The organism is Arthrobacter sp. TMT4-20 (assembly GCF_054510775.1).
In genome coordinates this window covers 548,541-571,527 of record NZ_JBTNDW010000001.1, presented here as the reverse complement: position 1 = coordinate 571,527, position 22,987 = coordinate 548,541, and the positions used below count along the sequence as shown (strand labels likewise).

Annotated in this window: 19 protein-coding genes; 18 read left to right on the top strand and 1 reads right to left on the bottom strand. The window is 61.8% G+C overall.

Annotation, left to right across the window (positions count from 1 at the left end; all coding sequences use genetic code 11):
* Positions 1-24: 24 nt before the first annotated feature.
* Entirely contained in the window at positions 25-783 is a 759-nt protein-coding gene (locus ACX80Z_RS02630) for a glycosyltransferase family 2 protein (RefSeq protein ID WP_459314828.1), read from the top strand.
* On the opposite strand, the gene idi is transcribed toward ACX80Z_RS02630, so the two are convergent.
* Positions 768-1,316: an isopentenyl-diphosphate Delta-isomerase gene (gene idi, locus ACX80Z_RS02625; protein ID WP_459314827.1), complete on the bottom strand. Its 549-nt coding sequence runs from the start codon at positions 1,314-1,316 to the stop codon at positions 768-770. The two genes, ACX80Z_RS02630 and idi, sit on opposite strands and share 16 nt — an antisense overlap.
* A gap of 65 nt (positions 1,317-1,381) precedes the next feature.
* Here idi and ACX80Z_RS02620 point away from each other — a divergent pair, with 65 nt between their 5' ends.
* The 17 genes from ACX80Z_RS02620 (at position 1,382) to rplW (ending at position 22,962) form a co-directional block, all read left to right on the top strand.
* Entirely contained in the window at positions 1,382-2,446 is a 1,065-nt protein-coding gene (locus ACX80Z_RS02620) for a polyprenyl synthetase family protein (protein ID WP_019481480.1), read from the top strand.
* Positions 2,447-2,452: 6 nt separating this feature from the next.
* The gene (locus ACX80Z_RS02615; RefSeq protein WP_019481481.1) at positions 2,453-3,346 is read left to right on the top strand and encodes a phytoene/squalene synthase family protein; all 894 of its coding nucleotides are present in this window, start codon (positions 2,453-2,455) and stop codon (positions 3,344-3,346) included.
* Between the two features lie 19 nt (positions 3,347-3,365).
* A complete protein-coding gene (gene crtI, locus ACX80Z_RS02610; RefSeq protein ID WP_459314826.1) occupies positions 3,366-5,012 on the top strand; it encodes a phytoene desaturase family protein in 1,647 nt (548 codons plus the stop codon).
* Positions 5,009-5,341: a lycopene cyclase domain-containing protein gene (locus ACX80Z_RS02605; protein WP_019481483.1), complete on the top strand. Its 333-nt coding sequence runs from the start codon at positions 5,009-5,011 to the stop codon at positions 5,339-5,341. The genes crtI and ACX80Z_RS02605 overlap by 4 nt, the downstream gene beginning before the upstream one ends.
* Positions 5,338-5,718, top strand: a complete 381-nt coding sequence (locus tag ACX80Z_RS02600) for a lycopene cyclase domain-containing protein (protein ID WP_459314825.1) — start codon at positions 5,338-5,340, stop codon at positions 5,716-5,718. The genes ACX80Z_RS02605 and ACX80Z_RS02600 overlap by 4 nt, the downstream gene beginning before the upstream one ends.
* Positions 5,715-6,605, top strand: a complete 891-nt coding sequence (locus ACX80Z_RS02595) for a prenyltransferase (RefSeq protein ID WP_459314824.1) — start codon at positions 5,715-5,717, stop codon at positions 6,603-6,605. The genes ACX80Z_RS02600 and ACX80Z_RS02595 overlap by 4 nt, the downstream gene beginning before the upstream one ends.
* Before the next feature lie 260 nt (positions 6,606-6,865).
* Positions 6,866-10,375: a DNA-directed RNA polymerase subunit beta gene (gene rpoB, locus ACX80Z_RS02590; protein WP_019481486.1), complete on the top strand. Its 3,510-nt coding sequence runs from the start codon at positions 6,866-6,868 to the stop codon at positions 10,373-10,375.
* A gap of 191 nt (positions 10,376-10,566) precedes the next feature.
* Positions 10,567-14,457: a DNA-directed RNA polymerase subunit beta' gene (locus ACX80Z_RS02585; protein ID WP_019481487.1), complete on the top strand. Its 3,891-nt coding sequence runs from the start codon at positions 10,567-10,569 to the stop codon at positions 14,455-14,457.
* A 335-nt stretch (positions 14,458-14,792) separates the two neighbouring features.
* Positions 14,793-15,167 (top strand): 30S ribosomal protein S12, encoded by a 375-nt coding sequence (gene rpsL, locus ACX80Z_RS02580; RefSeq protein ID WP_019481488.1) that lies wholly within the window; start codon positions 14,793-14,795, stop codon positions 15,165-15,167.
* On the top strand, positions 15,167-15,637 hold the full coding sequence (rpsG, locus tag ACX80Z_RS02575; protein WP_019481489.1) for a 30S ribosomal protein S7: 471 nt from the start codon (positions 15,167-15,169) through the stop codon (positions 15,635-15,637). Before rpsL ends, rpsG begins: the two co-directional genes overlap by 1 nt.
* A gap of 42 nt (positions 15,638-15,679) precedes the next feature.
* Positions 15,680-17,794: an elongation factor G gene (gene fusA / locus ACX80Z_RS02570; protein WP_019481490.1), complete on the top strand. Its 2,115-nt coding sequence runs from the start codon at positions 15,680-15,682 to the stop codon at positions 17,792-17,794.
* A gap of 151 nt (positions 17,795-17,945) precedes the next feature.
* Positions 17,946-19,136 (top strand): elongation factor Tu, encoded by a 1,191-nt coding sequence (gene tuf, locus ACX80Z_RS02565; RefSeq protein WP_019481491.1) that lies wholly within the window; start codon positions 17,946-17,948, stop codon positions 19,134-19,136.
* A 299-nt stretch (positions 19,137-19,435) separates the two neighbouring features.
* On the top strand, positions 19,436-20,386 hold the full coding sequence (locus ACX80Z_RS02560; protein WP_459314823.1) for a type IV toxin-antitoxin system AbiEi family antitoxin domain-containing protein: 951 nt from the start codon (positions 19,436-19,438) through the stop codon (positions 20,384-20,386).
* Positions 20,387-21,013: 627 nt separating this feature from the next.
* On the top strand, positions 21,014-21,322 hold the full coding sequence (gene rpsJ, locus ACX80Z_RS02555; protein ID WP_003803825.1) for a 30S ribosomal protein S10: 309 nt from the start codon (positions 21,014-21,016) through the stop codon (positions 21,320-21,322).
* Positions 21,323-21,338: 16 nt separating this feature from the next.
* A complete protein-coding gene (gene rplC / locus ACX80Z_RS02550; protein WP_024475622.1) occupies positions 21,339-21,995 on the top strand; it encodes a 50S ribosomal protein L3 in 657 nt (218 codons plus the stop codon).
* On the top strand, positions 21,992-22,660 hold the full coding sequence (rplD, locus tag ACX80Z_RS02545) for a 50S ribosomal protein L4 (RefSeq protein WP_019481494.1): 669 nt from the start codon (positions 21,992-21,994) through the stop codon (positions 22,658-22,660). Before rplC ends, rplD begins: the two co-directional genes overlap by 4 nt.
* Positions 22,657-22,962, top strand: a complete 306-nt coding sequence (rplW, locus tag ACX80Z_RS02540) for a 50S ribosomal protein L23 (RefSeq protein ID WP_019481495.1) — start codon at positions 22,657-22,659, stop codon at positions 22,960-22,962. Before rplD ends, rplW begins: the two co-directional genes overlap by 4 nt.
* Positions 22,963-22,987: the final 25 nt, after the last annotated feature.

Sequence of the window (22,987 nt, the reverse complement as noted above, 5' to 3'; positions counted from 1 at the left end):
GTAAAACACCCTAGTATCAAAGGCATGCTCCCTACGCTCTCAGTGGTCATTCCGTGCCGGAACGACGGCGAGCTCCTCTCGGTTTGCCTTGACGCCCTCGCCGCCCAGACCTATCAGCCGCTGGAGGTGATCGTTGTCGACAACGGCTCCACCGACCTCACGGCCGCGATCGCCGAGGCCCACGGTGCGCTGGTGGTCACCGAGTCCCGGGTGGGCATTGGCGCGGCTGCCGCTGCCGGCTACAACCAGGCCCAGGGCGCTGTCATCGTGCGGTGCGACGCCGATTCAGTGCCCTCCGACGACTGGCTGGAGAAGATTGCCGCCCGCTTCGCCGCCGACGTCGGGCTGGCGGCGCTGACCGGGCCCGGCCAGTTCTACGGTGTATCCCGGCTGCGGGCCGTCACAGCAGATTTGCTGTACATGCGGGCCTATTTCCTCTCCATGGGCGCGGCCATGGCGCGCTGGCCGCTGTTCGGTTCCAATATGGCGATACGCACCGAGGTGTGGGAGGCGGTGCAGTCCCGGGTGCATTCAACCGATCCCGAGGTGCACGACGACGTCGACCTCGCGTTTGCGCTGGATCCCGGCCACCGGACGGCGTGTGACTTTTCCTTGCGGGTCGGGATCTCACCTCGTGCGCTGGTGGGGGGAGCCGACCTGCGACGTCGTGTCACCCGTGCCTTTCACACCATTGCATTGCACTGGATCATCGCACCACCGTGGGAGCGCTGGGCCAATCACCTAAGGCCGGCTACCCGGCGGCGGTATCACTCAGCGGGGTAGAGCCGCGGAAGCTGGAGCGTCAGCCAGGGGCTGAAGGCCCAGGGGGTGAGACGGACCGATTCCACGAGCTGGCGGGGTTCAACCCACTCCCACTGGCAGACCTCCGATGCCCGCGGGGAAAGCTGCCCGCTGCAACGGGCGGTGTAGACGGGGCAAATCTCGTTCTCCACCACTCCCGAAAAGTCCACTGCCCGGTATCTGAAGTCCGGCAGGGCGGGGGTCAGGTCAGTGACGGTGATTCCCAGCTCATAGTCGGCACGCCGCGCAATCGCATCCACCGTGGACTCTCCCGGACCGGGATGCCCGCAGAACGAATTTGTCCAGACGCCCGGCCACGTGCGTTTGGAGAGCGCCCGGCGGGTGACGAGAATCCGGCCGTCGGCGTCGAAGACATGGGTGGAAAAGGCGAGGTGCAGCGGAGTTGACGTGTGGTGCACCTCGGACTTCTCCTGCGTCCCGGTGGGGGTACCGTCGTCGTCCACCAGGACGACAAGTTCCGCACTGGAGCGGGGACTGCCTTCTGCTACAAACACTGTCTGACCGCTCTCTGACCTGAGTCGTTTAGCTTAAAAATGTGGGGTCAGTGTTTACTTTACCTATGGACATGGAAACCTTGCTGGTTGACTCCCGCGGCTTGGAGCAGGTGGAAAGTGTCCTCGCCAAGAGCTTCGCCCGCTCGAAGGCCCGTGCCGCGACCCTTGGACCCACCTATCACCACCTGTGGGAAACCCTCGAGAACTGCGCAGCCGGTGGTAAACGATTCCGGCCGCGCATGGTCATGACAGCCTACGATTGCCTGGCGGGAACCGACCGTGCCACCGCGGCCATGGTGGCGGCGTCCTTCGAAATGCTCCACACAGCCCTGATCGTTCACGACGACGTCATCGACCGCGACTTCGTCAGGCGGGGAATCCCCAACGTTTCGGGCACATACCGTCAGCTCGCGGAAAACGCCGGTCTCGCGCCCGACGACGCAGCGCACCGTGGGCTCTCCATGGGGGTCATTGCCGGGGACCTGGCCCTCTCCAGCGCGCACCGCCTCCTTGACGGCGTCCGCACCGACCCCGCCACCCGGGAACGGCTCGGCTGGCTCCTGGACGACGCAGTGTTCGCCTCAGCAGCAGGGGAGCTACTCGACGTCGACGCCTCAACCTCCAACACGACGTCGTCCGAGGACACCCTTCAGATGGCGCGCCTGAAGACGGCGGTCTATTCCTTCGAGAGCCCGCTCAAAGCCGGCGCTGTCCTGGCTGGCGCTGATGAAACCATCATCGATTCGCTCGGTGACTTCGGCAGGGATGTGGGGATCGCCTACCAGGTCGCCGACGATATTCTCGGGGTCTTCGGTGACGAGAAAACCACCGGCAAGACCACCTGGGGAGACCTGCGGGAGGGCAAACGGACAGCACTGATCTCCTACGTTGCCCAGCGGGCCGAGTGGGAAGAGGTTTCCTCACTGATCGGATCGTCCGAGCTTTCAGCTGCCGGGGCCGAAAAGATCCGCGGCGTCCTGCGGACCTGCGGGGCCCTGGATCATGCGGTGGCTCTGGCGACCGAATATGCGCAGCGGGCGCAGGTCCATCTGGAGGCCGGCCATATCCCTGCCGAACTACGCCAGGGTCTGAGCCCCGTGGCCACTGCCGTCCTGGCGAGGGTGCGGTAGCTTCTCATGCAGCCACGCGATGCTCTTGCCTTCTACACCGATGTGACTCACCGCACCTCGGCGGTGGTGATCAGGTCCTACTCCACCTCGTTTGGGCTGGCATCACGGCTCCTCGGCGGCGACGTCCGCCAGCACGTTGAGACTGTCTATGCCCTGGTCCGGGTCGCCGATGAAGTGGTGGACGGCGCTGCAGCCGCCGCCGGGCTCAGCCTTGATCAGACGCGCGCGGTGCTTGACGACCTGGAGCAGGAAACCGAACGAGCCATGGCCGTGGGATACAGCGCCAACCCGGTTGTGCACGCCTTTGCCAACACCGCCAGGGAAACCGGAATCGCCGCGGACCTGACCAGGCCCTTCTTCGCCTCGATGCGCGCTGACCTGGAGCGGACCGAGCACACCGCCGAATCGTTCGACGAGTACGTCTACGGGTCGGCCGAAGTGGTGGGGCTCATGTGCCTGAAGTGTTTCCTCTACCAGGAAGCCAGCCCGCGCAGCGCCGACCAGGAACGCAAGCTGGTCGACGGAGCCCGCCGGCTGGGAGCTGCCTTCCAGAAGATCAACTTCCTGCGTGACCTCGCCGACGACTTCGAAGCCCTGGGGCGCAGCTACTTCCCGGGGATCAGGCCCGGCAATTTTGGGGAGGCTGACAAACACCGGCTGCTCGATGACATCGCCGCGGATCTCGCCGTCTCGGCCGACGCCCTCCGCGACCTGCCGGGTTCCAGCCGCCGCGCCGTCGCCCTGGCCCAGGGACTTTTCACCGAACTGTCCCTGCGGCTGCGCAGGACTCCCGCCGAGGAGCTCCTCACCTCACGGGTCCGGGTTCCCAATCCCGTGAAACTCCGGATCGCCGCCCAGGCACTGGCGGGCCGTGTCCCGCAGCCTGATGAAACACCCTGATGACCACCGGAAGGCTGCCATGAACGCGCACGCACCCCTGAACGGCCCACGCCGGAACGTAGTAGTAATTGGCGGCGGGATCGCCGGCCTCGCGTCGGCCGCGCTGCTCGCTGAGGAGGGGCACGCCGTCACCGTGCTCGAAAAGCAGGCAGCCACCGGGGGCCGGGCCGGGCTATGGGAGAGCGACGGGTTCAGGTTCGACACCGGGCCGTCCTGGTACCTCATGCCCGACGTGATCGACCATTTCTTCAGGCTCCTTGGCACCAGCGCGGCCGACCACCTGGAACTGGTCAGGCTGGATCCGGGGTACCGGGTGTATTCCGAGGGGCACACCGAGCCCATCAACGTTCCCGCTGAGCGGGCCGACGTCGTCAAGCTGTTCAACGACGTCGAACCCGGTGCGGGGGAGGCCCTGGAAAAGTACCTGGATTCGGCCGGCGAAACGTACACCATGGCCACCCGCCGGTTCCTCTACACCACCTTCCAGTCCTTCCTGCCCCTGCTCCGCCCCGATGTGCTCAGCCGTGTCCCGAAGCTGGTGCGCCTGCTCCTGCAACCGCTGTCCAAGCTCGCTGCCGCAACGGTGACCGATAACCGGTTGCGACAGATCCTCGGCTACCCGGCGGTCTTCCTGGGCACATCCCCGTTCGAAGCCCCCAGCATGTACCACCTGATGAGCCACCTGGATCTCGACGACGGCGTCCTGTACCCGATGGGCGGTTTCACCCGGCTGACCGAGGCCATCGACTCCCAGGCCCGATCGAGGAACGTCGAGGTCATCACCGGCGCCCGGGTGGAACAGATCCTCACCCTGCCCGGCGATGGCCGGTCCCAAAAGGCCCGGGTGACCGGCGTCCGCTGGGTGTCGGCCGACGGCACCGAGCACACCACCCCCGCAGACACGGTGGTCGCCGCCAACGATCTGCACCACGCCGAGACGCAGCTTCTGCAGCCCGCCGACCAGACCTACCCGGAGAAGTACTGGTCCGGGCGGACCGCAGGGCCCAGCGCCCTGCTCCTGTACCTGGGAGTCAAGGGGCAGTTGCCCGAACTGGAACACCACACACTTCTGTTCACCGCGGACTGGGAAGACAACTTCTCCCGGATCTTCGGCAAGACCACCTCAGTGCCGACCCCGGCGTCGCTGTACGTGTGCCGGCCCAGCGCCACCGACCCCGGGGTGGCCCCCCAGGGTCACGAAAACGTGTTTGTCCTGGTCCCGCTGCCGGCTGATCCAGGGCTGGGCGCCGGCGGGATCGGCGGTGCGGGGGACCGGCGCATCGAAAGCCTCGCCGACACGGTAATCGACCAGATCAGCAAGTGGGCGGACATCCCCGACCTCGCCGACCGGATTGTGGTGCGGCGGACCTACGGGCCGCAGGATTTCGTGGGGGACTTCAACGCCTGGCAAGGCACTTCGCTGGGCCCGGCGCACGTGCTGAAGCAGAGCGCGTTCTTCAGGGGCCGCAACAAGAGCCGCAAGGTGGAAGGGCTCTACTATGCGGGCAGCTCAACCATCCCCGGCATCGGCATCCCGATGTGTTTGATCAGCGCCGAACTGCTGATCAAACGGCTGCGCTCCGACACCAGCACCGGGCCGCTGGCCGAGCCGCTGGTCGCCCCAGGTGCTGCTCCATTGGTCGCCGAAAGCAAGGGCAGACAATGATCAGTGCCCTGTACCTGGTCTCCCTGCTCGGCGGACTGGCGTGTGCAGCCCTGATGGATTACCGGTACGGATTGTTCTTCTGGGCAGCGCCCCGCCGGGCAGGACTGGTCCTGGCCGTGGGAGTGGGATTCTTCCTGGCCTGGGACCTGGGCGGAATAGGGCTGGACATCTTCTATAAAGGTGACTCCGAGTTCATGATCGGCGCCATGCTGGCACCCGAACTTCCCCTCGAGGAGTTGTTCTTCCTGACCTTCCTCTGCTGGATGGCGATGAACATCTACCTGCTGATGAAACGGACCATCGAGACACGAACGCGGGTGGCGCAGTGACGTACTGGACCCTCAACGCGATCTTCCTGATCCCCGTCGCCATCGTCGCCGTCGCAGCGGTGGTGAGCTCCCGTCGTCGTACCGGGGCGCCAGCTACCGGCTCGCCGGCAGCTCCCAACACTGCGGCTACGCTTTCCTGGCGTGCGATAGGGCTGTCGGCAATCATCCTGCTGGCGCTCACAGCGGTTTTCGACAACCTGATGATCCGGCTGGGATTTTTTGGCTACAACCCTGAATGGATTTCCGGCGTGTTTGTGGGCGTTGCGCCCCTCGAAGACTTCGCCTACCCGTTGGCGGCCGTAGTGCTGCTGCCGGCACTGTGGACCCTCTTCACCCCGTCCTCCTCCACCCGCTCGCCTGAGCAGGCCCGCCCATGAGTGCGCAGGCCGGGACCGGCCACACGGGGGTGGCGCGGATGCTGTTGCTGTCCTCGCGCCCGATTTCATGGGTCAACACGGCGTTCCCCTTCGCCGCCGCCTACTTCCTCACCACCGGAACCATCGACGCGGCTTTCGTCATCGGGACGCTGTACTTCCTGATTCCCTACAACCTCGCGATGTACGGCATCAATGACGTCTTCGACTACGAGTCGGACCTCCGCAACCCACGCAAGGGCGGCGTCGAGGGGGCAGTCCTCGACCGCCGGTTCCACCGCATCACCCTGTGGGCTGCAGTACTCACCAACGCTCCGTTCCTGGCCGTGCTGCTGGTGCTGGGGCATCCGCTCTCGGCACTGGTACTCGCAGTGAGTGTGTTCGCCGTCGTCGCCTACAGCGCGCCGGGTCTGAGGTTCAAGGAACGGCCGTTCATCGACTCGGTCACGTCGAGCACCCACTTTGTCAGCCCCGCAGTGTTTGGGCTGGTCCTGGCCGGCGCCACCTTCGACGCCGGGCTCTGGGCGGTGCTCGGGGCGTTCTTCCTGTGGGGCATCGCCAGCCAGGCGTTCGGCGCCGTCCAGGACATCCAGGCCGACCGCGAAGGGGGCATTGCCTCGATCGCCACGGTCCTGGGCGCGCGTGCGGTGGTGCGGTTCGCCGTCGGCGCCTATCTGGTGAGCGGCTTGCTGATGCTGCTGGCGCCGTGGCCAGCGACGCTGGGTGGGCTGCTGGCCCTGCCCTACATCCTCAGTATCCTGCCGTACGCCAACCTCAGCGATGAGCACTGCGAAACTGCCAACCGGGGATGGCGGCGCTTCATCAGGCTGAACTTCCTCACCGGATTCCTGGTGACCATGCTCCTGATCTGGGTGACCCAGGCAGGCTGACCCGGATTACGTATACCACACCCGGGCTGGACAGGACGGGAGCTCTGCAGTACAGTAGATATTTGCGTCTTTCCTCTTAACCTCGGCCTTCATATAGCGGTGGGCTTTGTCTTGCGTTAGTCATTTAACGGCAGATTTACTGTCCGGTCATTGACCGCAGGCTCCTGGTTCGCACACACAATCCTCGCGTTGATACGCGATGGCAGTGCAAAGAGGGCGGATATAGCTGAACAAGCCGAAGGTCTGTGGAAGGATCCCTCTTGGTCGCCTCGAGCACCTCTAATAATGCAACCGCTACCAGCCAGGTCGACGCCGAAGGCGTCTCCACCCGGCTTTCATTCGCAAAGATTCACGAACCGCTGGACGTTCCTAACCTCCTCGCGCTCCAAACTGACAGTTTCGACTGGCTGGTTGGAAACGATCGCTGGAAGGCGCGCGTGCAGGAAGCCCTGGAGCTGAAGCTGCAGGGTGTGGCCTCCACATCCGGTCTCGCTGACATCTTTGAAGAGATCTCCCCGATCGAGGATTTCCAGGGCACCATGTCCCTGAGCTTCTCGGAGCCGGAGTTCGCCGATCCGAAATACACCATGGCTGAGTGCAAGGACCGCGACGCTACGTACGCGGCCCCTCTGTATGTCAAGGCCGAGTTCATGAACAACAACACTGGCGAAATCAAGCAGCAGACAGTGTTCATGGGCGACTTCCCGTTGATGACGGAGAAGGGCACGTTTGTGATTAACGGCACCGAGCGTGTCGTCGTTTCACAGCTGGTCCGTTCACCGGGTGCCTACTTCGAGCGCACCGCCGACAAGACCAGTGACAAGGACATCTTCAGCGCGAAGATCATCCCGTCACGTGGTGCCTGGTTTGAACTCGAAATCGACAAGCGCGACCAGGTCGGCGTCCGCCTTGACCGTAAGCGCAAGCAGTCAGTCACAGTGCTCCTGAAGGCGCTGGGCTGGACCGAGGGCCAGATCCTCGAAACCTTCGGCGAGTACGACTCCATCCGCGCCACCATGGAGAAAGACACCACCGAAACCCAGGAAGACGCGTTGCTGGATATCTACCGGAAGCTTCGCCCGGGAGAGCCCCCCACAGTCGAGGCTGCCAAGACGCTGCTCGACAACCTGTACTTCAACCCCAAGCGCTACGACCTGGCCAAGGTTGGTCGTTACAAGATCAACCGCAAGCTGGGTATCGACAAGAGCCTTGACGACAAGGACGCTTCGGTCCTGAACATTGACGACATTGTCGCGATGATCAAGTTCCTGGTGGCCCTGCACGCCAACGAGAAGACTCTGACCGGCAAGCGCGACGGCGGCGACGTCGAACTGCGCGTTGAGGTCGATGACATCGACCACTTCGGTAACCGACGCATCCGTGCGGTCGGCGAGCTCATCGAGAACCAGGTCCGCACCGGCCTGTCCCGGATGGAGCGCGTTGTCCGCGAGCGGATGACCACGCAGGACGTTGAGGCCATCACACCTCAGACCCTGATCAACATCCGTCCAGTAGTTGCGGCGATCAAGGAGTTCTTCGGAACGTCCCAGCTGTCGCAGTTCATGGATCAGAACAACCCTCTGGCCGGCCTGACGCACAAGCGTCGCCTGTCAGCGCTGGGCCCGGGCGGTTTGTCCCGTGACCGCGCAGGCATGGAAGTTCGTGACGTTCACCCGTCCCACTACGGTCGTATGTGCCCCATCGAAACCCCTGAAGGACCGAACATTGGTCTGATCGGTTCGCTGGCATCCTACGGACGCATCAACACGTTCGGCTTCATCGAAACCCCGTACCGCAAGGTAGTCGGCGGAATCGTCACCGAGCAGATTGACTACCTCACCGCCGACGACGAGGTGGAGCGCCTGATTGCTCAGGCGAACGCGCCTCTCGACGGCAAGGGTAACTTCATCGAGCCTACGGTTCTGGTGCGTACCCGAGGCGGTTCGGGCGAGCCCGTTCTGGTCGAGGCCATTGAGGTCGAGTACATGGACGTCTCCCCGCGCCAGATGGTGTCGGTGGCTACGGCCATGATCCCGTTCCTGGAACACGATGACGCGAACCGTGCCCTCATGGGTGCGAACATGCAGCGTCAGGCTGTTCCCCTGCTCCGTTCCGAGCGTCCCCTCGTGGGCACCGGCATGGAGAAGAACGCAGCAGTCGACGCCGGTGACGCTGTCACCGCCACGAAGGCTGGCGTTGTCAAGGAGGTCTCAGCCGATCTGGTGAGCATCCTCAACGACGACGGCACCGAGACCAACTACCCGATCATGAAGTTCGCACGCTCCAACCAGGGCAACGCGTACAACCAGCGCGTGCTGGTCTCCGAGGGCGACCGGGTCGAGTACAACACGATGATCGCCGACGGTCCGTCCACCGACCAGGGTGAGCTCGCACTGGGCAAGAACATGCTCGTTGCGTTCATGTCCTGGGAAGGTCACAACTTCGAGGACGCGATCATCCTCTCCCAGCGCATCGTTTCCGACGACGTGCTGACCTCGATTCACATCGAGGAGCACGAGGTTGACGCCCGCGACACCAAGCTTGGTGCCGAGGAAATCACCCGCGACATCCCGAACGTCTCCGAAGAGGTCCTTGGGGCCCTGGACGAGCGTGGCATCATCCACATCGGTGCCGAGGTTGAAGCTGGCGACATCCTGGTTGGCCGTGTCACTCCCAAGGGTGAAACTGAGCTGACCCCTGAGGAGCGCCTGCTGCGGGCCATCTTCGGTGAGAAGAGCCGCGAGGTTCGCGACACGTCACTGAAGGTTCCCCACGGCGAGTCCGGAACAGTTATCGGTGTGCGCATCTTCGATCGCGACAACGACGACGAGCTGCCCCCCGGCGTGAACCAGCTGGTCCGCGTCTACGTGGCTCAGAAGCGTAAGATCACCGACGGCGACAAGCTGGCTGGCCGCCACGGTAACAAGGGCGTCATCTCCAAGATCCTGCCGATCGAGGACATGCCGTTCATGGAAGACGGAACCCCCGTCGATATCGTGCTGAACCCGCTGGGTGTCCCAGGTCGAATGAACGTCGGCCAGGTCCTGGAAATCCACCTCGGTTGGGTGGCCAAGCAGGGCTGGAAGATCGATGGCGAGCCGGAATGGTTGAAGAACCTCCCGAACCTGCCCCGCGAAAGCGGTTCGACCACTGTTGCAACCCCCGTCTTCGACGGCGCAACAGAGGACGAAATCGTTGGTCTGATGAACTCCACCCGGGAAACCCGCGACGGAAACCGCCTCATCGGCGGATCCGGCAAGGCGTTGCTCTTTGACGGTCGCTCCGGCGAGCCGTTCCCGGACCCCATTTCGGTCGGCTACATGTACATCCTGAAGCTGCACCACCTGGTGGACGACAAGATCCACGCACGTTCCACCGGACCGTACTCCATGATCACGCAGCAGCCGCTGGGTGGTAAGGCACAGTTCGGCGGACAGCGCTTCGGTGAAATGGAAGTCTGGGCCCTCGAGGCCTACGGCGCCGCCTACACGCTGCAGGAACTTCTGACGATCAAGTCGGATGATATCCACGGCCGCGTGAAGGTCTACGAAGCGATCGTGAAGGGTGAGAACATCCCAGAGCCGGGTGTCCCCGAATCCTTCAAGGTGCTGATCAAGGAAATGCAGTCGTTGTGCCTGAACGTGGAAGTACTTTCCACTGACGGAACCACGATAGAGATGCGTGACTCGGATGAAGAAGTCTTCCGGGCCGCGGAGGAACTGGGCATCGACCTGTCACGGGCCGAGCCAAGTTCTGTCGAGGAAGTCTAAGGCGAACTTCGGATTTAGCCCACTCCGGTGCCTGGAGTAAGGCGGCTTTAATATTTCAGAGGCCGTCCGCGGCCGAAGAAATTTCGTTGCCGCCGTTCCAGGCACCGGAGCGGGCGCCGGAACCGCCCGCTCCTCCCCGCCCCTTATGAAGACTTCAAGAATTTAGAGAACAAAGAGAGAACAGGGACCATATGTCCAGCGAATCCTCCTTCGGCCTCATGCGAATCGGCCTTGCCACTGCGGACGAAATCCGTGGTTGGTCTTTTGGCGAGGTCAAGAAGCCGGAAACCATCAATTACCGTACCCTCAAGCCTGAGAAAGACGGCCTCTTCTGCGAGAAGATCTTCGGACCTTCCCGCGACTGGGAATGCTACTGCGGCAAGTACAAGCGTGTCCGCTTCAAGGGCATCATTTGTGAGCGTTGTGGCGTCGAAGTAACCCGCGCCAAGGTACGCCGTGAGCGCATGGGACACATCGAGCTTGCAGCTCCCGTCACCCACATCTGGTACTTCAAGGGCGTTCCCTCGCGCTTGGGCTACCTGCTGGACCTCGCACCGAAGGACCTCGAGAAGGTCATCTACTTCGCTGCCTACATGATCACTTCAGTCGACGAGGAAAACCGTCACGCTGAACTGCCGAACCTCCAGGCCGAGCACGACCTTGAGAAGAAGCAAATGATCGACCAGCGCGACTCCGACATCGCCACCATTGCCAAGGACCTTGAGGATGAGGTTGCCCGGCTTGAGGGTGAAGGCGCCAAGGCTGCCGAGAAGAAGAAGGCTCGCGACTCGGCTGACCGCCAGATGGCCAACGTGCGTAAGCGCGCTGACATCGAGATCGAACGCTTCGAGCAGGTCTGGGACCGGTTCAAGAGCCTCAAGGTCGCAGACCTTGAAGGCGACGAGGGCCTCTACCGCGAGCTGCGCGACCGTTACGGACTGTACTTCGAGGGCTCGATGGGCGCCGAAGCAATCAAGAAGCGTCTTGAGAACTTCGACATGCCCGCCGAGGCCGAAATGCTCCGCGACATCATTCAGAACGGTAAGGGCCAGCGTAAGACGCGGGCTCTGAAGCGACTGAAGGTCGTCAACGCGTTCCTCACCACCACCAACAGCCCACTCGGCATGGTGCTCGATGCAGTCCCAGTGATCCCACCGGAATTGCGCCCCATGGTTCAGCTGGACGGTGGCCGCTTCGCGACCTCCGACCTCAACGACCTGTACCGCCGCGTGATCAACCGCAACAACCGCCTGAAGCGCCTGCTCGATCTCGGTGCACCCGAGATCATCGTCAACAACGAAAAGCGGATGCTCCAGGAAGCTGTTGACTCCCTGTTCGACAACGGTCGTCGTGGCCGCCCGGTCACCGGACCAGGCAACCGCCCGCTGAAGTCGCTCTCTGACATGCTCAAGGGCAAGCAGGGTCGGTTCCGCCAGAACCTTCTGGGTAAGCGCGTTGACTACTCGGGTCGTTCGGTAATCGTCGTCGGCCCTCAGCTGAAGCTGCACCAGTGTGGTCTGCCCAAGCAGATGGCGCTGGAACTCTTCAAGCCGTTCGTGATGAAGCGTCTGGTTGACCTCAACCACGCGCAGAACATCAAGAGCGCCAAGCGGATGGTTGAGCGTTACCGCCCGCAGGTGTGGGATGTTCTCGAAGAGATCATCACTGAGCACCCTGTCCTGCTTAACCGCGCACCTACCCTGCACCGGTTGGGTATCCAGGCGTTCGAACCACAGCTGGTTGAAGGTAAGGCCCTCCAGCTGCACCCACTCGTTTGTGGCGCGTTCAACGCTGACTTCGACGGCGACCAGATGGCAGTTCACCTGCCGCTGAGCCCTGAGGCCCAGGCCGAGGCGCGCATCCTGATGCTCTCCTCGAACAACATCCTGAAGCCTTCGGACGGCCGTCCGGTGACCCTGCCTTCGCAGGATATGATCATCGGCCTGCACCACCTCACCACCAAGCGTGAAGGTTCAGCAGGCGAGGGTCGTGTCTTCAGCACCCCGGCCGAAGCCATCATGGCCTTCGACATGGGTGTCCTGCACCTGAACTCGGTAGTGCGGATCCGGATTCCGAACTTCGTGCCCAGCGCTGATGTCGCTGCGCCCGAAGGCTGGGTTGAAGGAACTCCCGCGCTGATCGAAACCTCCCTCGGACAGGTGCTGTTCAACGAGACGCTGCCCGCTGACTACCCCTGGGTTGAGAAGGTTGCCGATAAGGGACAGCTGTCCACCATCGTCAACGATCTCGCCGAGCGGTACCCGAAGGTTGTTACGGCGGCAACGCTGGATAACCTGAAGGATGCCGGTTTCTACTGGGCAACCCGCTCCGGTGTCACCGTGGCCATCTCCGATATCTCCGCGCCGATCAACAAGGCCGGCATCATGGAGGTCTACGAAAAGCAGGCCGCCAAGGTCCAGTCCCAGTTCGACAAGGGCCTCATCGCTGATGAGGAACGTCGTCAGGAACTGATCGACATCTGGAACAAGGCAACCAACGAGGTTGCCGAGTCCATGCGCGGCGCCATGCCGAAGGACAACACCATCAACCGTATGGTTTCCTCCGGTGCGCGTGGTAACTGGCTCCAGGTCCGTCAGATTGCGGGTATCCGTGGTCTGGTAGCGAACCCCAAGGGTGAGATCATCCCTCGTCCGATCAAGTCCTCCTACCGCGAGGGCCTGTCGGTGCTGGAGTACTTCATCGCAACGCACGGTGCCCGTAAGGGTCTGGCAGATACCGCTCTGCGTACCGCCAACTCGGGTTACCTGACCCGTCGTCTGGTGGACGTGTCGCAGGACGTCATCGTTCGCGAAGACGACTGTGGTACCGAGCGTGGGCTGAACGTCACCATTGCGGTGCCGAACAGCGACGGTGAGCTGGTGCTGCACGAAGAGGTCGAGAACTCTGCGTACGCACGCACCCTGGCCAGCGAAGTTGTTGACTCCAAGGGCAAGGTGCTCGCACCAGCCGGTTCCGACGTCGGCGACGTCCTGATCGGCGAGCTGTTCGCTGCCGGTGTGACTGACATCAAGGTGCGCTCCGTGCTCACCTGTGAGTCGAAGGTCGGCACCTGCGCCCTCTGCTACGGCCGCTCGCTGGCTACCGGCAAGACGGTCGACATCGGTGAGGCGGTTGGCATCATCGCTGCACAGTCCATCGGTGAGCCAGGCACGCAGCTGACCATGCGTACATTCCACACCGGCGGTATCGCGTCGGCGGAAGACATCACCCAGGGTCTGCCTCGTATCCAAGAGCTCTTCGAAGCGCGTACCCCCAAGGGCGTCGCTCCGATCTCCGAGGTCGCGGGTCGCGTCAACATCGAGGACGGCGAGAAGCAGCTTCGGCTGGTTGTCACCCCCGACGATGGCTCCGAGGAAATCGCCTACCCAGTCCTGCGGCGTGCGCGCCTGCTGGTCACTGATGGCGAGCATGTTGAGGTTGGACAGCAGCTGGTCTTTGGTGCTGTCGATCCGAAGCAGATCCTCCGGATCCTCGGCCCTCGTAAGGCACAGGAATTCCTGGTCGATGAGGTACAGACCGTGTACCGCAGCCAGGGTGTAGGCATCCACGACAAGCACGTCGAGGTCATCGTTCGCCAGATGCTTCGCCGCGTCACGGTGATCGAGTCAGGTGAATCGAACCTCCTCCCCGGAGAGCTGGCAGAACGCCGTCGCTTCGAGGACGAGAACCGTCGAGTGGTATCCGAGGGCAAGAAGCCGGCTTCAGGCCGTCCCGAGCTCATGGGTATCACCAAGGCGTCGCTCGCCACCGAGTCGTGGCTGTCAGCCGCATCCTTCCAGGAGACCACCCGCGTTCTGACGCAGGCCGCCATGGAAGGCAAGAGCGACCCTCTGCTGGGTCTGAAGGAAAACGTGATCATCGGTAAGCTGATCCCGGCCGGAACTGGCCTGGACCGCTACACGAAGATCACCGTCGAACCGACAGAAGAAGCAAAGGCCAACCTGTTTACTGGTCCGAGCGCTTTCAGCGACTTTGACTATGCAGGCGTCGAAGGTTCGATGACACCCGAGTTCCACGCCATCCCACTGGATGACTACGACATGGGTTCCGAGTTCCGCTAGACGATCCGCTAGAAGATACTGAAGCAGCAGGCCCCGCACACCTTCGGGTGGGCGGGGCCTGCCGCGTTAAACCCTTCCGCCCTGGGTGGGGGAGCGGCCAGCAGAAGTTGGGACTCCTGGGGCGCGTCTATGCGCTAAGCGATCTCTGGTAGAGTAGTGGTAATTGTTTGTGTGGCAGAGGATCGGCGTCTTGACGGACGTATCTCCGCGTTGTAGGGAACTTGTACAACGAATGCCACATTTTCGCACGCCTACGGTCAAGTCGCGACGGCTTCCATGTGTGGGTTCGGCGCAAACGACAGCCAATATCTCTAGACATTACGGAGAACGCAGAAGTGCCTACTATTAACCAGCTGGTCCGTAAGGGCCGGACACCTAAGGTCGTCAAGACCAAGGCGCCCGCACTGAAGGGCAGCCCCATGAAGCGCGGCGTTTGCACCCGCGTTTACACGACCACCCCCAAGAAGCCGAACTCGGCGCTCCGTAAGGTCGCCCGTGTGCGCCTCAACGGCGGCATCGAAGTTACCGCTTACATCCCAGGTGTCGGTCACAACCTTCAGGAACACTCCATCGTGCTGGTGCGCGGTGGTCGTGTGAAGGATCTGCCCGGTGTCCGTTACAAGATCGTCCGTGGTGCGCTTGATACCCAGGGTGTCAAGAACCGCAAGCAGGCTCGTAGCCGCTACGGCGCGAAGATGGAGAAGAAGTAATGCCACGTAAGGGCCCGGCCCCTAAGCGGCCGCTAGTTGTAGATCCCGTTTACGGTTCCCCACTGGTCACTCAGCTGATCAACAAGGTACTCGTCGACGGCAAAAAGTCCACTGCAGAACGCATCGTGTACGGCGCACTTGAGGGTGCCCGCGCCAAGAGCGGCGGCGATCCTGTCGCAGCACTCAAGAAGGCAATGGACAACGTGAAGCCCTCCCTCGAGGTCCGCTCCCGCCGAGTCGGCGGAGCGACCTACCAGGTCCCCGTCGAGGTCAAGCCCGGCCGCTCCATGGCACTCGCCCTGCGGTGGCTCGTTGGCTACTCGAAGGCTCGCCGCGAGAAGACGATGACCGAGCGTCTCATGAACGAGATCCTGGATGCTTCCAACGGTCTCGGTGCAGCTGTCAAGCGCCGCGAGGACACGCACAAGATGGCTGAGTCGAACAAGGCCTTCGCACACTACCGCTGGTAACCAGACTCCGACTTCTAGAAACCCAAGAATAAGGGAGACACCGTGGCACAGGACGTGCTTACCGACCTCAACAAGGTCCGCAATATCGGCATCATGGCCCACATTGATGCCGGCAAGACCACTACTACCGAGCGCATCCTGTTCTACACGGGTGTAAACCACAAGATCGGCGAGACGCACGACGGCGCCTCCACGACTGACTGGATGGAACAGGAAAAGGAACGCGGCATCACCATCACGAGCGCCGCCGTGACCTGCTTCTGGAACAACAACCAGATCAACATCATCGACACCCCGGGCCACGTCGACTTCACGGTAGAGGTTGAGCGCTCATTGCGCGTCCTCGACGGTGCAGTGGCAGTGTTCGATGGCAAGGAAGGCGTAGAACCGCAGTCCGAGACCGTCTGGCGCCAGGCTGACAAGTATGAAGTTCCCCGTATCTGCTTCGTCAACAAGATGGACAAGCTGGGCGCCGACTTCTACTTCACCGTTGACACCATCATCAGCCGTCTCGGCGCCAAGCCGCTGGTCATCCAGCTGCCAATCGGCGCGGAGAACGACTTCGAAGGCGTCATCGACCTCGTGGAAATGCGCGCGCTGACCTGGCGCGGCGACTCCAAGGGTGACGTCACCATGGGTGCCAAGTACGAGATCGAAGAGATCCCGGCTGACCTCGTGGAGAAGGCTAACGACTACCGGGCGCGTCTGCTCGAAGCCGTTGCCGAAGCTGACGACGAGCTCATGGAGAAGTACCTCGCCGGCGAAGAACCTTCGGTTGCCGAGATCAAGGCTGGAATCCGTAAGCTGACCATTGCTTCGGAGATCTACCCGGTCCTGTGTGGCTCAGCGTTCAAGAACCGCGGCGTTCAGCCGATGCTTGACGCTGTTGTCGACTACCTCCCGAATCCACTGGATGTTCCCCCGATGATCGGTCACGATCCCCGGGACGAGGAAATCGAACTGACTCGCAAGCCGAGCACCGAAGAGCCGTTCTCGGCTCTGGCCTTCAAGGTCGCTACCCACCCGTTCTTCGGACAGTTGACGTTCATCCGCGTGTACTCCGGCCAGATTTCGGCTGGCACGCAGGTGACCAACTCCACGAAGAACAAGAAGGAGCGCATCGGCAAGCTGTTCCAGATGCACGCCAACAAGGAAATCCCCGTTGAGGAAGCCCTTGCAGGTCACATCTACGCAGCCATCGGTCTGAAAGACACCACCACCGGCGACACGCTGTCGGACAGTGCCAACCAGATCGTGCTCGAGTCGATGAGCTTCCCTGACCCAGTGATCTCGGTTGCGATTGAACCGAAGACCAAGGGCGACCAGGAGAAGCTGTCAACGGCTATCCAGAAGCTCTCCGCTGAGGACCCGACCTTCCAGGTCTCCCTCAACGTTGACACTGGCCAGACGATCATCGCCGGCATGGGCGAGCTTCACCTGGACATCCTGGTGGACCGCATGCGCCGCGAGTTCCGCGTCGAAGCCAACGTGGGCAAGCCCCAGGTTGCTTACCGCGAGACGATCAAGCGCGCCGTTGCCAAGCACGACTACACCCACAAGAAGCAGACGGGTGGATCGGGTCAGTTCGCGAAGATCCAGATCGCCATCGAGCCGATGGAAGTTGAAGACGGCGTCCTGTACGCGTTCGACAACAAAGTCACCGGTGGTCGTATCCCTCGCGAATACATCCCCAGCGTCGACGCGGGCATCCAGGATGCCCTCAACGACGGCGTCTTGGCCGGTTACCCGGTTGTCGGCATCAAGGCTGTGCTGCTCGACGGCGCTTACCACGATGTTGACTCGTCCGAAATGGCGTTCAAGATCGCTGGCCGGATGGCGTTCAAGGAAGCGGCACGGATGGCTAATCCTGTCCTGCTCGAACCATTGATGGAAGTTGAAGTCCGCACCCCTGAGGAATACATGGGTGAAGTTATCGGTGACCTCAACTCACGTCGTGGCCAGATGCAGTCCATGGAGGACGCCAGCGGTGTCAAGGTCATCAAGGCCATGGTGCCCCTGTCGGGTATGTTCGGATACATCGGTGACCTGCGGTCGAAGACCCAGGGCCGCGCGGTGTACTCGATGAAGTTCGACAGCTACTCGGAAGTTCCGAAGGCAGTTGCCGACGAGATCATCCAGAAGACCCGCGGCGAATAACTTTTCCGCAGACCAGCTGCAGGAGCCATCCGGCTCCTGCAGCATGCAGTAATTTCATCAAAGTAAAAGCCCCCAGTAGACTTGCAACAGTTTCAGCCGCGAACAGCGCGGCTGGGAAGCAAATCTTCTCAAAACGTTCTAGGAGGAACCCGTGGCGAAGGCAAAGTTCGAGCGGACTAAGCCGCACGTTAACATCGGAACCATCGGTCACGTTGACCATGGAAAGACGACGTTGACGGCTGCCATTTCCAAGGTGCTGTACGACAAGTACCCCAATCTCAACGAGGCACGCGACTTCGCGTCCATCGACTCGGCCCCCGAGGAGAAGCAGCGCGGCATCACCATCAACATCTCGCATGTTGAGTACCAGACCGAGAAGCGCCACTACGCACACGTAGACGCTCCCGGCCACGCTGACTACATCAAGAACATGATCACCGGCGCCGCACAGATGGACGGAGCAATCCTCGTGGTTGCTGCGACCGACGGCCCGATGGCTCAGACCCGCGAGCACGTTCTGCTCGCCCGCCAGGTTGGCGTTCCCTACCTGCTGGTCGCGCTGAACAAGTCCGACATGGTCGACGACGAGGAACTGCTTGATCTCGTCGAGATGGAGGTCCGCGAGCTGCTCAGCGCGCAGGGCTTCGACGGCGACGAGGCACCAGTTGTGCGCGTCTCCGGCCTGAAGGCACTTGAGGGCGATCCCGAGTGGGTCAAGTCCGTTGAGGACCTGATGGACGCAGTCGACAACAGCGTTCCGGACCCAGTCCGCGACAAGGACAAGCCGTTCCTGATGCCTGTTGAAGACGTCTTCACCATCACTGGCCGTGGCACCGTTGTTACGGGCCGCGCCGAGCGTGGAACCCTGAAGATCAACTCGGAAATCGAGATCGTCGGCATCCGTCCGGTCCAGAAGACCACGGTTACCGGTATCGAGATGTTCCACAAGCAGCTCGACGAAGCATGGGCAGGCGAGAACTGTGGTCTCCTGCTCCGCGGAATCAAGCGCGAAGATGTTGAGCGTGGACAGGTTATCGTCAAGCCGGGTTCAATCACCCCGCACACCGATTTCGATGCCAACGTCTACATCCTGGCAAAGGACGAAGGCGGGCGTCACAACCCGTTCTACTCCAACTACCGCCCTCAGTTCTACTTCCGTACAACTGACGTCACCGGTGTCATTACTCTCCCTGAGGGTACTGAAATGGTTATGCCTGGCGATAACACTGAGATGACCGTTGCGCTCATCCAGCCAATCGCTATGGAAGAAGGCCTCGGCTTCGCTATCCGCGAAGGCGGCCGCACCGTAGGCTCAGGACGCGTTACCAAGATCATCAAGTAACTCTTCACGAGTCACTGAGGAAAGGCCCCGCTGCAGTTGCAGCGGGGCCTTTCCTTTTTGCGTTTGCCCTTGCGTCGGTCTTTTGATGGCGCAGCAGGTGTCGGCGGGCGCAGTACATATCGGCATCCGCGCCACCTATAGCTGCAGCGCTTGCCGATTACTGCAGCGCTTGCCGATTACCGCAGCGCAGGACGTTTTCGGCTGCGGGAGAAGAGTTCCGGGACGCTGGCCGGGGGAGCGTTGTCCACAAAACGACGACGTTGCACCCTGGCCGGTCGCTGGCGCGCCACACTCGGGGTATGAATCGTATGCTCGAATTGCGTAACCACCTGAGGACTTCCTCGGAACTGGCACTGCAAGGCGTGGACCCCACCCAACTGCAGCGTCAATGCAGAGCCGGCACCCTGGTCCGGGTGAGGCACGGCATCTACCTGGGGGCCGAGGTATGGCACAACCTGGACCGCTGGGACAGGTATCGGGTACTGGTCTTGGCAGTAAACCTCAGCGCCCAGCGACCGCCGCTTTTCTCCCACGAGACTGCAGCCCTGATTCATTCAATACCAATTCTGGGTGTCCCCCGCGTGGTTCACACGCAACAGGTGGGCCGTCGGTCCGACAGATCGCGGAAGGATATCCGCCGCCATTTCACGGATGACTACGAGCCGGCAAAGGTACGGTTGGATGGTCTACGCGCGACCTCGTTGAACTACACACTTTTGGCTCTGGCAACTGGGACTACCTTCCCCAGCGCCGTCGTCGCGCTGGATGACTCACTCCGGCGGAACAGGACTGACCCGGTCCAGTTACGGACCGCAGCGCAATGTCTGGGGACGGCGGCGGCGAACCATCGGTTTGGCATGGTGCTGGACTTTGGCGATCCGGCGTCGGAATCCCCGGGGGAGTCCGCCAGCCGGGCACTCATGGCTCTGTTCGGGATCCAGCCGCCCGAACTTCAAAAGACGTTCCGCGATGCCCAGGGCTTCGTCGCCCAGACGGACTTCTATTGGCGGGAGCGGGGGCTGATTGGTGAGTTCGACGCCCTCATCAAATACCAGAAGCCCGAGTACATGGGCGGACGTAGCGCCAGCCAGGTGGTGGTCGATGACAAGATCCGCGAAGATCGGCTGCGTGCCCTCGGTTTTACTGTGGTGCGCTGGGTCTGGGAGGATGTCAACAAACCGCAGCGGCTGCTCTCTTTGCTGGTCTCCAAGGGATTGATTGCTGGAAGCCCACTCAGATGGAAGCGGTAGAACCCGACCAGCGCAGCAGAAAACGGCAAACGCCCCAGATATATGTGCTGCGCCAGCCGCTTTCGGCCGCTCTGTCGGGTTTGGGCCGCGTTCACCCGTGGGGGAGAGTCCGGGAACGGGCCGAAGGAATGGTCCAGCAGCAGTTTGGTTCGCAGCATAGTGGCAGAGCGGCAGGGGAGTGGTTGCCCGACGGCGATTCTGCGGCCTGGCCACTATTTTGAAGGTGGGTGCCTGCAAAGTTCACTATCCGGGGGGCGTGTCGCCGCGTGGATTCGCCTTATGCCCTGATATCTGGCAAACTGGACAAGTTGTTCAAGCGCTTGCGCGCGCGGTTTGAGATACCGTCCCGATCAGGATAATGCCTGATGCAGGGTCAGTGTTCGCCGGGCGGTTAGCCCAAATATAACCACCCTCATTTCAGTTCGGCTGGAAACGTGGAAGCAAACAGAGGGATCAGTTTGCAGAAAATCCGCGACACGCCCGAGCGCGGGGGTCGGTACCTCCACAGGGTGAGGAACCCGGAAACTTCCGGATTCAGTCTGTGGGAGGAGCGCCAGTGCAACGGGCGCAGCACGTGCAGGAACTGACAGATATTCAAGAATTCTTGAGAGAGAGAGTCGAGACGCCATGGCGGGACAAAAAATCCGCATCCGGCTGAAGTCGTATGACCACGAGGTCATCGACGTATCAGCACGGAAGATCGTTGAGACGGTGACGCGCGCAGGCGCTACGGTAGTTGGCCCAGTGCCCCTGCCGACGGAGAAGAACGTGTACTGCGTTATCCGCTCACCGCACAAATACAAGGACAGCCGCGAGCACTTTGAAATGCGTACTCACAAGCGTCTGATCGACATCATTGACCCCACGCCCAAGGCCGTTGATTCGCTGATGCGTCTCGACCTGCCTGCGGACGTGAACATCGAAATCAAGCTGTAAGGGAGAGCGGATCATAATGTCTACTTCACTTACGCGTCAGGTAAAGGGTCTTCTGGGCACCAAGCTCGGAATGACCCAGGTCTGGGACGAAAACAACCTGCTGGTACCGGTTACCGTCGTCCAGGCTGACTCCAACGTCATTACCCAGCTCCGCTCAGCGGACCAGGACGGCTACACAGCTGTCCAGATCGGCTTCGGCCAGATCGACCCCCGCAAGGTGACCAAGCCACTGGCCGGTCACTTCGAAAAGGCTGGCGTCACACCGCGCCGCCACGTAGTTGAGCTGCGTACCTCCGATGCTGACACCTACTCGCTGGGCCAGGAGCTCTCTGTTGAGATCTTCGAAGCCGGCCAGAAGGTCGACGTCATCGGCACCACCAAGGGCAAGGGCTTCGCAGGTGTCATGAAGCGTCACGGCTTCCACGGCGTCGGCGCATCCCACGGTGCCCACAAGAACCACCGCAAGCCCGGCTCTATCGGTGGCGCGTCCACCCCTAGCCGCGTCTTCAAGGGTATGAAAATGGCAGGCCGTATGGGTGCCGTTCGTCAGACCACTCTGAGCCTCACAGTTCACGCTGTGGATGTCGAGAAGTCGCTGCTGCTGATCAAGGGTGCCGTTCCCGGCGCCCGCGGCCAGGTCGTCCTCGTGCGTACCGCCGTGAAGGGAGCATGACCAATATGGTCACGAACTCAGTTGTCAACACCGTCAACGTCGATCTCCCAGCGGAGATCTTCGACACGCAGACCAACGTGCCCTTGCTGCACCAGGTTGTTGTAGCTCAGCTTGCTGCTGCCCGTCAGGGTACGCACAAGACGAAGACCCGCGCAGAGGTATCCGGCGCCGGCCGCAAGCCGTTCAAGCAGAAGGGAACAGGTCGCGCCCGTCAGGGTTCGATCCGCGCCCCTCACATGACCGGTGGCGGCGTCGTACACGGACCCACCCCACGCGATTACAGCCAGCGCACCCCCAAGAAGATGAAGGCTGCCGCTCTGCGCGGTGCCCTCTCTGATCGGGCACGCAACGGTCGTATCCACGTCCTCGAGTCCCTGGTATCCGGCGACAAGCCGTCCACCAAGGGTGCAATCGAAGCGCTTCGCAGCATCTCGGAGCGTCCAAACTTGCTCATCGTTATCGAGCGCGCCAACGATCTCACGGCTCTGTCCGTGCGGAACGTCCCGGAAGTACACGTCCTCTATGTTGACCAGCTCAACACCTATGACGTGCTGGTTTCCGACGACGTGATCTTCACGAAGGCCGCTTACGACACGTTCGTCGGGTCAGCTGACTCGACCGTAGATGCTGACGAGAGCACAACAGCTACGGAGGACGCCAAGTGAGCGCGACCATCTCCAAAGATCCCCGCGACGTCGTCCTTGCGCCGGTCGTTTCGGAAAAGAGCTATGGCCTGATCGACGAAGGTAAGTACACCTTCCTGGTCGACCCTCGCTCGAACAAGACAGAGATCAAGTTGGCCGTGGAGAAGATTTTCTCCGTCAAGGTCGATTCGATCAACACACTCAATCGTTCGGGTAAGCGCAAGCGCACCCGCTTCGGCTGGGGGCAGCGTAAGGGCACCAAGCGTGCCATCGTGACCCTCAAAGAAGGAACGATCGACATCTTCGGCGGTCCGCTCGGTTAGGGCGGAGACCACTTTAACGAGGAAA

What these genes read in the sequence shown, in the direction of transcription:
- ACX80Z_RS02630 (WP_459314828.1), top strand. Translation starts at nt 25, where the DNA reads ATGCTCCCTACGCTCTCAGTGGTCATTCCGTGCCGGAACGACGGCGAG.
- ACX80Z_RS02620 (WP_019481480.1), top strand. Translation starts at nt 1,382, where the DNA reads ATGGACATGGAAACCTTGCTGGTTGACTCCCGCGGCTTGGAGCAGGTG.
- ACX80Z_RS02615 (WP_019481481.1), top strand. Translation starts at nt 2,453, where the DNA reads ATGCAGCCACGCGATGCTCTTGCCTTCTACACCGATGTGACTCACCGC.
- crtI (WP_459314826.1), top strand. Translation starts at nt 3,366, where the DNA reads ATGAACGCGCACGCACCCCTGAACGGCCCACGCCGGAACGTAGTAGTA.
- ACX80Z_RS02605 (WP_019481483.1), top strand. Translation starts at nt 5,009, where the DNA reads ATGATCAGTGCCCTGTACCTGGTCTCCCTGCTCGGCGGACTGGCGTGT.
- ACX80Z_RS02595 (WP_459314824.1), top strand. Translation starts at nt 5,715, where the DNA reads ATGAGTGCGCAGGCCGGGACCGGCCACACGGGGGTGGCGCGGATGCTG.
- ACX80Z_RS02585 (WP_019481487.1), top strand. Translation starts at nt 10,567, where the DNA reads ATGTCCAGCGAATCCTCCTTCGGCCTCATGCGAATCGGCCTTGCCACT.
- rpsG (WP_019481489.1), top strand. Translation starts at nt 15,167, where the DNA reads ATGCCACGTAAGGGCCCGGCCCCTAAGCGGCCGCTAGTTGTAGATCCC.
- ACX80Z_RS02560 (WP_459314823.1), top strand. Translation starts at nt 19,436, where the DNA reads ATGAATCGTATGCTCGAATTGCGTAACCACCTGAGGACTTCCTCGGAA.
- rpsJ (WP_003803825.1), top strand. Translation starts at nt 21,014, where the DNA reads ATGGCGGGACAAAAAATCCGCATCCGGCTGAAGTCGTATGACCACGAG.
- rplC (WP_024475622.1), top strand. Translation starts at nt 21,339, where the DNA reads ATGTCTACTTCACTTACGCGTCAGGTAAAGGGTCTTCTGGGCACCAAG.
- rplD (WP_019481494.1), top strand. Translation starts at nt 21,992, where the DNA reads ATGACCAATATGGTCACGAACTCAGTTGTCAACACCGTCAACGTCGAT.